Annotated in this window: 8 protein-coding genes; 7 read left to right on the plus strand and 1 reads right to left on the minus strand. The window is 43.0% G+C overall.

Features of this window, described 5'->3' with window-relative positions:
- Positions 1 to 28: 28 nt before the first annotated feature.
- From DW103_RS11900 to DW103_RS11925, 6 genes are all read left to right on the plus strand, one after another.
- The gene (locus DW103_RS11900; protein ID WP_122276400.1) at positions 29 to 1,306 is read left to right on the plus strand and encodes a DUF4959 domain-containing protein; all 1,278 of its coding nucleotides are present in this window, start codon (positions 29 to 31) and stop codon (positions 1,304 to 1,306) included.
- Positions 1,287 to 2,081, plus strand: a complete 795-nt coding sequence (locus DW103_RS11905; protein WP_158576694.1) for a DUF4998 domain-containing protein — start codon at positions 1,287 to 1,289, stop codon at positions 2,079 to 2,081. Before DW103_RS11900 ends, DW103_RS11905 begins: the two co-directional genes overlap by 20 nt.
- 196 nt (positions 2,082 to 2,277) lie before the next feature.
- Positions 2,278 to 2,799 (plus strand): RNA polymerase sigma-70 factor, encoded by a 522-nt coding sequence (locus DW103_RS11910; protein ID WP_122276404.1) that lies wholly within the window; start codon positions 2,278 to 2,280, stop codon positions 2,797 to 2,799.
- 151 nt (positions 2,800 to 2,950) lie between these two features.
- Positions 2,951 to 3,799 carry a FecR family protein gene (locus DW103_RS11915; protein ID WP_122276407.1) on the plus strand — a complete coding sequence of 283 codons (849 nt, stop codon included), beginning with the start codon at positions 2,951 to 2,953 and terminating at the stop codon, positions 3,797 to 3,799.
- 11 nt (positions 3,800 to 3,810) lie between these two features.
- Positions 3,811 to 6,483, plus strand: a complete 2,673-nt coding sequence (locus DW103_RS11920; RefSeq protein WP_122276409.1) for a TonB-dependent receptor — start codon at positions 3,811 to 3,813, stop codon at positions 6,481 to 6,483.
- Positions 6,484 to 6,486: 3 nt separating this feature from the next.
- The gene (locus tag DW103_RS11925) at positions 6,487 to 7,536 is read left to right on the plus strand and encodes a DUF4249 domain-containing protein (RefSeq protein WP_122276411.1); all 1,050 of its coding nucleotides are present in this window, start codon (positions 6,487 to 6,489) and stop codon (positions 7,534 to 7,536) included.
- A gap of 54 nt (positions 7,537 to 7,590) precedes the next feature.
- Here the strand turns inward: DW103_RS11925 and DW103_RS11930 are convergent, their stop codons facing one another.
- Entirely contained in the window at positions 7,591 to 8,412 is an 822-nt protein-coding gene (locus DW103_RS11930; protein WP_122276413.1) for a hypothetical protein, read from the minus strand.
- Positions 8,413 to 8,775: 363 nt separating this feature from the next.
- Between DW103_RS11930 and DW103_RS11935 the strand changes: the two genes are divergently transcribed.
- Positions 8,776 to 9,933, plus strand: coding sequence for an ISAs1 family transposase (locus tag DW103_RS11935; protein ID WP_122276415.1), 1,158 nt, complete (start codon positions 8,776 to 8,778; stop codon positions 9,931 to 9,933).
- Positions 9,934 to 9,946: the final 13 nt, after the last annotated feature.

Here is a 9,946-nt window from a genome sequence, read left to right on the forward strand (position 1 = left end):
AATTATCTAACATTAAAATTGTATTTGTATGAAATTAAAAATTAATATTAATATTATTGCGCTATTCGTCAGTGTCTTATTGATGGCAAGCTGCAAAACGGAAAGTGATACGGCCAAAGATACGGTTCCTCCCGGACCGATATCGAATGTAACGTTCACTCCCGGTTATGGAGGCGGTTATTTTAAATACACGATTCCCACAGATCCGGATTATTTGTATGCACGTGCAGAATATGTGACTGATATAGGTAAAACGATTTCAAAAACGAGTTCCGTATATAGTGACAGCTTGGTAATAGAGGGTTTAGGCTCTGTTAAGGAGTATGAAGTAAAGCTTTTCGCTGTGGATCGGGATGCCAACGAGTCTGAGCCTGTTGTAATGAAAGTTACACCTTTGGAACCGACAGTTGCAGCTGTTTTTAAAACGCTTAATATTTATGCCGGTTTCTCAGCAGTTGTCGTATCGTTGGAAAACCCGAATGAACAGCCGGTGGATATTTATGTCAATATAAAAGGCAATGGTTCGGAAGCGTTGAAAGTATTTTCTTCGAACAAAAAAGAAGAACGTACTTTTATCCAGGGACTTGAAGCCGTACCTTACGAAGTTTCCGCTTATATCGTAGACCATTATGAAAATAAAACGGAAATAAAGGATTTCGGCTCAATTACTCCGCTGACTGACTATGAATTGGACAAGAGCCAATTCACTTTCCTGCGTGACCAGCGTCTGTATGGCGATAAATGGGATTATTCGGAAATAGATTGGAAAAATCAGAAACCCTATGAAGAATGGCTTTCTATTTATACGCAGGATAGTATGAAGAATGCTCGTGAAACGGCGTATGAAGGTAATATTGCGAAATTCTGGGATGGACTGACAGACGAGGATCCCACCTATTCATTGAATTATTTCCATACGGGAGATCAGTCTTATCCATTCTCTTATTTCATCGACCTCGGTCGTGAAGTTCGTATCAGCCGGATGCGTCTGTGGCAACGTTCCGCCAGTGCATGGGCCGGTGAGCAAGTGAAAACTTGTCAGATTTTCATCAGTAACGACCCGAATCCGGATGATGGCATTCTTGATGATTGGGAATACGTAGGCGAATATACAATTAACAAACCTGCGGATGAAGCTGAAGCTAATAGAGAGCTGAAAGAAGGCTCTGAATTCTGGATGTATCCGGAAGAACCGAAATTTACGCGTCCTTTCCGTTATCTACGATATAAGGCAATTACGCGTATGTCCAATGGAAATTCCGGTTGTATGTCTGAAATTACGCTTTATGGGGAAGAAGTTAAATAAAATATCAGGAATGAATATGAAAGCAAAAATAATTATATGGGCAATATGCCTCTATGTCGTAAGCGGTGGTTTTATCTCTTGCGATAATATGGATGCCCTCTATGTCGATTACCTGACTGAACAAACCTATTCAGGCAAGATAACAGATTTGAAAGCTTATGCAGGAACCGGACGTGTTCTTCTTACCTGGACAAATCCCAAAGACCAGATTTCTAAAAAAATCAAGATTGTTTATGGGGATGATAAACAGGAAAAGATAATCGATACGTTAGTCGACGAGGTTTATATCGAAGGTTTGACATTGGGCTCTTATGAATTTACTGTTTATACATTAGATGCAAATGGTAATTCGTCCATTCCCGTATCCATAACGAAGTCTTTGTTTACGCAGTCACATCTGGAGAGTCTGGACCCGCCTCATTGTACAGCCGTATTGCAGGAAGATGGCCTGTATACGTTACGGTTTACGGGTATTACCAACTCTATGATGAAGTTTGGCGGAAGTTTGGAATATACTATCACGGATAGCAACGGATATACGCATTCTGACACTTATACGGCTGAGATAGATCCGACAGAACTGAGTAGTACATATACAAGTGCATCGTTTACGGATTTGCCTTTAAAAGCCGGAGTTTCCTATGAAGTGAAATTTTCGGAACTGGTGTATCCTTGTAACCTGAAGAGTATTGATACCAATAATCAATATTTCTTCACTGAAATATCGCTTGATTCAACTTTGCTTACAGGTACTTTAAAGGTAGTAGTCTTATAGGCTATTATTCATTCGGCCTGGGAAGGCTCAATATGAATAATACAGGTAAAGGCCCGTCCGACAATAAAAAAGTCGGATGGGCTTTTTTTATTTCCCGGTATGGACTGATAAATATAAATATATAAATATTCTGAAATTTGAATATTTACAAAGAAAACTAATTTACTTTGTAACGGATAGTTCAGAAAACAAATCTATGGCGACAATATCTTCAGGGGAATTCGAACGTATATTCAAGGAGCTTTATAAGCCTCTCTGTCTTTTTGCGCTTCGTTTTACGGAGAAGACGGAAGATGCTGAAGATGTAGTCCAACAGGTGTTTGCGGATGTGTGGGACAAAAATGTCAATCATGTCGTAATCGCCAATATCAAATCTTATCTTTTTCAGGCTGTGCGCAACCGGTCGTTGACGCTGATTGCCCAATCGACGGATATGCAACAAACAACGGAGTTTCTGGCGGATTTGGAAGATACATCGGAAGAGGAACAAATGTATCAGGCCGAACGGGATGCCCGTTTGTGGTCGGCTATCGATGGGTTACCGGCTGAACGGAAAAAGATTTTCCTGCTTTCCAAGCGGGATGGTTTGAAATACCAGGAGATAGCCGACGAGCTTCATCTCTCGGTTAAAACGGTGGAGAACCAGATGGGAAAAGCATTGAAGGCTTTGCGGGAGACAGCGAAACGGATTTATTGCTTTTTATTTGGAGTGGCGTAGGGGTTTTTTTCTTTTTCCGGTCTTAATGGTGTAAGGTTACTAAAGTTTATGTACAATTAAGCCTTGCCGTGGGCTATAAATTTAAATTGGGCAAATAAAAGCAGAAAAGTGTTGTTGAGGCATTCTTGCAATACTTTACAAAATAAAGGAGATGATGAACAACGAGCAAGAGAACAAATTTGAAAAACGCATGCGTTTTGTAGCCCATCGCTACAAAGAAGGTGCTTTGGATACAAACAAGGCCTGGGAGCAGTTTGCAGCCCGGAAAGGAATAAGAAAATCCGTATTCCTCCTTCGTTATTGGTTGGCTGCGGCATCGGTATTTTTGTTGCTTGTTGGCATCGGTACATTTTATATTGTAGATAGAAACAAGCCGGAGTGGGTGGCCATTACTACCGCTTCAGGACAAGTAAAAGAGGTTTTCCTGCCGGACAGCACATTGGTTTCGATGGCCGGAGGTTCTACACTACGGTACGATATAAAAGGGTATGGAAAAGAACGGCGTGTTGTGGAGATGAGTGGAAAGGCCTTTTTCCAGGTGAAGAGGAATGAAACACGCCCTTTTTCCGTCCATACGGCTTTGACGGAAGTGACGGTTTTAGGTACCAGTTTTTTAGTGAATGAACGTCCTGCCGCAACGGAAGTGAATGTCGTTACCGGTAAAGTGCGTTTTTCAGCCGGTCAGGAAGAGGAAAAACAAGTTGTATTGACAGCCGGTATGTCAGCCGTTTATTCAAAGGAGGAAAAAGATATGACTATATCGAAGGAGGAAAATCTCAATAATTTATCGTGGAAAACGAAACAATTGCGGTTCGACGATACTCCGTTGGAACAGGTGATAAAAGATTTAAACGATTACTATCAGGTGAAGATTACGAATAAGGCGAAATCTCAGAATGCCAGATTGACGGCAACTTTCAATGATTTGCCGCTTGATGAAGTGTTGATGGTTATCAATCAGACATTGGATACCCGTCTGGTTGCAGCTCCCGAAAAATAAGAACTATATCTATGTATTATCGTGTTTACTTGTTGTTGATAGGATTTCTGGCATGTACGCCATTTGCGTGGACAAAAGGCTTTTTGTCTTTGCCTGCAGATCCTACTCCGACGGTTACACTGGATATGCGGCAGGTGCCTTTGCAGGATATTCTCTTGGAACTGGAGAAACAGACCGGAATATTCTTTTCGTATGAATCGTCTATGTTGAAAGAATTTCAGAAAGTTTCACTGACAGTACGTGACGAGTCGCTTTATTATTGTTTGAAGCGGCTGTTTGACCCGCTTCCTCTCGTTTATAAAATGTCCGGACAATATGTGATTTTGAAACGAAAGCCGCGGTTATATACAATCAGTGGTTTTGTCCGCGACTCGGTTTCATATGAAAGTTTGATTAATGCAAGCGTACAGGACCGTATTTCCGGAAAAGGCTCGGTTTCCAATAATTATGGTTTCTATAGTCTCACACTTCCTCCGGGCGAGGTCACGCTTTTCTCCTCTTATGTAGGATACGAACCGCTTTCCGTCTCTTTTATTCTGGACAGGGATACCATGATAGACCTTCCGCTGAATATGATAGGTAAATTAGGGGAGGTGGTGGTGAAAGGAGTGAATCCCCGTTCTGAAATAATGAATCCCCGGCCTGGCATGTCGGAGATTCCGGCAAGCCGGATGAAATCTTTGCCGGCCTTGCTGGGCGAGACGGATGTCGTCAAAACCTTGCAACGACTACCGGGAGTGGCGGTCGGGACGGAGGGGATGACCGGCTTGTATGTTAGGGGGGGCAATGCGGATGAAAATCTATATTTGTTAGATGGAAATCCGGTTTATCATACCAATCATGTATTGGGCTTCTTTTCCGCTTTCAACCCGGATGCAGTGAAGAATGCCACTTTTTATAAAGGAAGCTTTCCAGCCGAATACGGCGGAAGGCTTTCTTCCGTTGTAGACGTACGCACCAATGAGGGGGACAGGAAGGAATATCATGGGAATTTTTCCATCGGACTGCTGGCTGTGCGGGCCAATCTGGAAGGACCGATTATCCGCGACCGTTCTTCTTTTAATGTGTCTGTACGCCGTACATGGATGGAACTGATTACCTGGCCGATTTTGATGGCTGCCAATAAGGATTCGGAGAGGAAAGTACAGGGTGGATACCATTTTTATGATATGAATATAAAGGTAAACCATTCCTTTTCGGACAGGAGCCGTGCCTGGGCGAGTTTTTATCTGGGAAGCGATAGCTATATGGACGGTGAAAATACGGATGACCCGTATGGAGCCGACCGTACATTCCGCTGGCGTTGGGGAAATCTGATAGGTTCAGGCGGATGGAACTATATGATTAATAATAAGCTGTTCGCTACCTTTACGGCCGGTTATACCCGGTATCGCTCCCATATTTTGCAGCAGCGGGATGCTTTTGTTTCGTCGATTGACCAGCAGCATCAGCAATCTTATTTCCAGGAAGGACATTTCCGTTCAGCCATGGAAGATTTGAGCTTGCGGGCTTCATTTGATTACCGGCCGCACGTGAACCATCGTATCCGGATGGGGGTCGATTATTTATTTCATAATTTCCGACCGGAACAAAGTAATATGAATTCTTGGTATAAGGACTCTATTATTACGCAGAAAACAAGTACGGAGTTTGCCCGTTCGGTTATCTTTGGACATGAAACTTCGTTGTATGCGGAGGATGAGATGCATCTGACTGCTCGTTTGAGTGTGAATGCCGGATTAAGATATACGTTATTTCGTGTGCAAAAGCAGACTTACCAGTCGTTGCAACCCCGTTTCTCTGCCCGTTACAGGCTGATCCGGAATTTATCGGCAAAAGTTTCTTACAGCAGGATGAACCAATATATTCATTTGCTTTCCAACAGTTATATTAATCAGCCTACGGATATTTGGGTACCGGTAACCGACCGCATCCGGCCGATGAATTCGCACCAGGTGTCAGGTGGTTTGTATTGTTATATCGATGGATTTGATTTCTCGATGGAGGGATACTATAAGCAGATGAAAAATCTGGTGGAATACAAGGATGTCAGTCCTGCCTTATCTTCTTTTACCGGATGGGAGGACCGGGTAGGAGTGGGGAAGGGCCGTTCATACGGATTGGAGTTGATGGCACAAAGAAAGATAGGGCGCTTGTCAGGATGGATTGGATATACTCTTTCGTGGTCGGACCGCTGGTTTCCGGATGGTTCTGTCAATAAAGGGCGTCGTTTTCCCGCAAAATATGATAACCGCCATAAAATAGATGCGGTATTGACTTTTAAACTTTCGCAGAAGATAGAATTGACGGCTGCCTGGATGTATGCTTCCGGTAATCATATTACGATTATGGACCAACTCTACAGTTCGGGTACAGGGCAAGCTAATAACGGGTATTTCGACGGCTTATATTCAATGCCGAACGGGAGTAGTGCCAGTTCACGGAATAATTATCAGTTGTCTCCTTATCATCGTTTGGATTTGGGTGCAAACTTTTACCAATATAAGAAAAAAGGCCGGATGGGTGTGTGGAGCCTGAGTTTGTGTAATGCTTATATGCATCCTAACCCTTTCATGGTAAGCCCGGTGTATTATTATGAGCAGGATGGCAAACGATATGTGCAGTTGCAGGAAACGATATTATTCTTATTTTTACCATCGTTATCGTATACTTATAAGTTTTGACGGATGAAGCGAAAGGATTATTTATATGGTTTGTTTTTACTGCTTCTGGCAGCTGGATGTACGCGGGATGTCGTGCTGGAGTTGCCTTATGTACCGCCTAAACTGGTATTGAATGCCTCGGTGACGGAGGGGCAGGATGTTTCCGCTTATCTATCGAAAAGTTGGTTTTTACTGGATAGTGTCCCGGACAGTGAACTGGAAGAAGGAACAATTCGCGTGTATGTCAACGACCAGCTGCGAGGAACCATGCAACAAGCTGACATACCGGGTGATTCGATTAACCCGAAAGGGCAATTTGTATTGCCCGGCTGCCGGGTACAGGCGGGCGACCGGTTGAGGCTGGAAGCGGAAGCTCCGGATTTTGACCCGGTAAAAGGGGAAACTCTGATACCGGAAACTGTGCCGATTACAGGGCTGGATACCGTTCGCTTTATCACTTCCGAAGGCGTTAATTATTTGCAACCTCAGATGCGTGTTTACATAACTTTCAGCGATAATCCGGATAAACGGAATTTTTATCGTTTGATTGTGGAAAAGGTGACGGAATACTGGAAGGGAGATAGTGTGAGAATATCGAGCTCGTATCCGAAAGCCGGTTTTTATACGGACTATTTCTTTAATCTGAGATATGAAGACCCCGTTTTTCAGTTCGTTGCCTCCAATCCGACCTTGGAACAGTTGGATGCTTCCACCTGTCGCGGTACGTTTACCGACGATATGTTCAACGGACGGGAATATACTGTGAAGTCGGTGTTCTCTCCGATACAGGATTCATATCGCGGCGATTCCATCACCAGCATCGTACATTATGATATCCGCCTGCTCTCCATCTCCGAAGATTATTACCATTATCTGACTGTAATACGCAATTTCTCCATAACGTTCGGGGATGCTTATCAAGACGGTTTGCTTGAGCCGTCGGCCACTTATACGAATGTGACGGACGGTTTCGGAGTGATTGCCGGTTATCAGGTGGCCTATTGGCGGATAACAATGCCTTTCGGTTCTGAGCCTCCATTAATTACTCCGTGGGATAAAATCTGGAATCTGTAATAGCGAATGGAAGAAAATCGTGGATGCAATACGGGTTTGTTGTGAGGTATACTGTCAATTCCCTATCCGGAAACTACCGATTTTACCTCCCGGATAGAACAATATTTGTCGTTCCATTTTTCCGCGGACAGGATTGAATTCGTAGTTGACGCCCAAGCCGAGCCGGAAACCGTCGTTGATTTTAAATTCGAAAGCGCCTCCTACGTTCGTATGATTGTAGAAAGGATTCATCAACATGTGCGGGTTCTTTTCCTCTTTATCTCCATAAAATGCGTATTGTCCCCATCCTCTGACAGTCATCCAGTCGGTTACATCGTAAGCTGCCATTGCATTGAAGCCTCCCATGAGTTGTGGAGAAGGATTGAACGGCGTAAAAAAACGTCCGGCAAAAGCACCGCCGCTGAGTGTCCATCTTTCGTCATGCCAGGCAAGCTCCGGATTAATCCGGGTGATACCGCCTACGCCCGGCCATGTATATTGCTGTCCGGTGACAACAAAAGTCAGGTTTCTATTGATTGGAACCAGTGAAACTTCATGGAAATCGAGCGCCATCGGCGAAACCCTGCGGAGCATAGGGGTATATGTATTGAAAAAAGGCTGATAGGCGGAAGAAAGGATTTGCATATCCATGGGACGTTCGTCCGTATATTCGCGCATGTCCGGTATAAATTCGCGTAACTGTGCATCCAGAATTTGGCGTTCGGATGTCAGATACATTGTGTTGTATTGGAGTTTCGGCAGGTTCAGGTTGAATTCCGCACGCTTGGGGAGTGCTATCATTTTACCCTCTTTATTCATTGTCCATGTAAATTCCGACTGGGCATGCAGGCAAAATGCACATAATATTAAGATAAGAATACTAATACCCCGCTTCATACAACAACTTTTTATTTAAGTTGCTAAAATAAGCAATATAATCCGAATAATGAATGTCGTGGAGTCCTTTTTTACAAGCTGCCGTACTATTTTAATTTGTTCCCATTCTATTTGAAATTTTGACGACAGCAAATTTGATGTTGATAATTGTCGGCCAGTTGGTTGATAACCGTCGGCCACGTGGCTGATAACTGTCAGCCAACTGGTCGATAATTATCAGCCAATAAATAGATCGGCATAGACAGGGCAAACGCATTAAAAAGAAATCAAAAAGAAAGTAATAGTTTATCAAAACAAACATAGTGATAAAAGTTGATTCCTCCAATAAGAATCGTATATTTGTTTAAAAATCAAGACATAGAAATGACATTATTAACTTTATCTCAAAGCATTCCCGACTTTCGAATTGACAGACGCCAAGTGCATACATCGGAGGTCATAGTCTATATCACCCTAGCTGCGGTGATTTGTGATGCCCAAACTTGGGAAGATGTAGCACTCTTCGGCAGGTGCAAATTTGACTATTTCAAGACCGTGTTCCCTTATTTGGAAAAGATACCTTCCCATGATACCTTCAATCGCTTTTTCTCATTATTAAAACCCGAAGTATTCGAAAGAAAATTCCGTCAATGGGTCCGCTCGGTAATAGAAAATTATGAAGGCGTAATAGCCATTGACGGAAAGACCATCAAGAACGGCACTTATGATGAAATCGACAAATCATATCGTGGCAGCTTAAGCAAACGTAGCTCTCTACGTAGCAAGCTCCATATCGTAAGTGCCTGTTTTGCAGAGTATGGGATAAGCCTTGGACAATTAAAAGTGGATGAGAAGACGAATGAAATAACAGCCATCCCCCAACTGTTGAAAGAGTTGGATATTGCAGGCTGCACTATAACCATCGATGCGATGGGTTGCCAAAAAGCCATCGCCAAAACAATCATAGAAGAAGGCGCCGATTATGTATTGGCCGTCAAAGAAAACCACAAACATTTGTATAAGGATATGAATTTGTTCTTTAAAAAATGGTGTAGCGAAAAACCACACAAAATATCCCAATTTGAGACTTATGAGAAAGGCCACGGACGGATAGAAGAACGTATTTATAGAGTATGTAATAATCTATTCTGGTTGAATGGTTGGAAAGACTGGGAAGGATTAAAAACGTTTGTTTCGGTCGAGTCCATCCGAACAATCCCCGGAGCAAAGGGACCGCTAAGGAGCCATGAGACAAGGTATTACATCTCCTCCTTAGAATTAGATGCACAAAAGATAGGCAAAGCCATACGCTCCCATTGGGCTGTCGAAAATAATCTGCATTGGCAGTTGGATGTTACTTTTAACGAAGATGATGACCGCAAAAAAAATAATGCTGCACAAAATTTTTCTGTGGTCTCCAAAGTCGCTTTGGCTATGTTGAAAAAGGACAACACAAAAAAGAACAGTATTCGGTCGAAAAGAAAGGGGGCTGGATGGGATAATGAATATCTACACCAACTCCTTTCTCTTGATATTTTTTAATGCGTTTGCCCTG

Source organism: Parabacteroides sp. AM08-6, from assembly GCF_003473295.1.
Classification (GTDB): Bacteria; Bacteroidota; Bacteroidia; order Bacteroidales; family Tannerellaceae; genus Parabacteroides.

Bases quoted from the DNA above. Each gene is read 5' to 3' on its own strand.
- DW103_RS11900 (WP_122276400.1), top strand. From the start codon at position 29: ATGAAATTAAAAATTAATATTAATATTATTGCGCTATTCGTCAGTGTC.
- DW103_RS11905 (WP_158576694.1), top strand. From the start codon at position 1,287: ATGGGGAAGAAGTTAAATAAAATATCAGGAATGAATATGAAAGCAAAA.
- DW103_RS11910 (WP_122276404.1), top strand. From the start codon at position 2,278: ATGGCGACAATATCTTCAGGGGAATTCGAACGTATATTCAAGGAGCTT.
- DW103_RS11915 (WP_122276407.1), top strand. From the start codon at position 2,951: ATGATGAACAACGAGCAAGAGAACAAATTTGAAAAACGCATGCGTTTT.
- DW103_RS11920 (WP_122276409.1), top strand. From the start codon at position 3,811: ATGTATTATCGTGTTTACTTGTTGTTGATAGGATTTCTGGCATGTACG.
- DW103_RS11925 (WP_122276411.1), top strand. From the start codon at position 6,487: ATGAAGCGAAAGGATTATTTATATGGTTTGTTTTTACTGCTTCTGGCA.
- DW103_RS11930 (WP_122276413.1), bottom strand. From the start codon at position 8,412: ATGAAGCGGGGTATTAGTATTCTTATCTTAATATTATGTGCATTTTGC.
- DW103_RS11935 (WP_122276415.1), top strand. From the start codon at position 8,776: ATGACATTATTAACTTTATCTCAAAGCATTCCCGACTTTCGAATTGAC.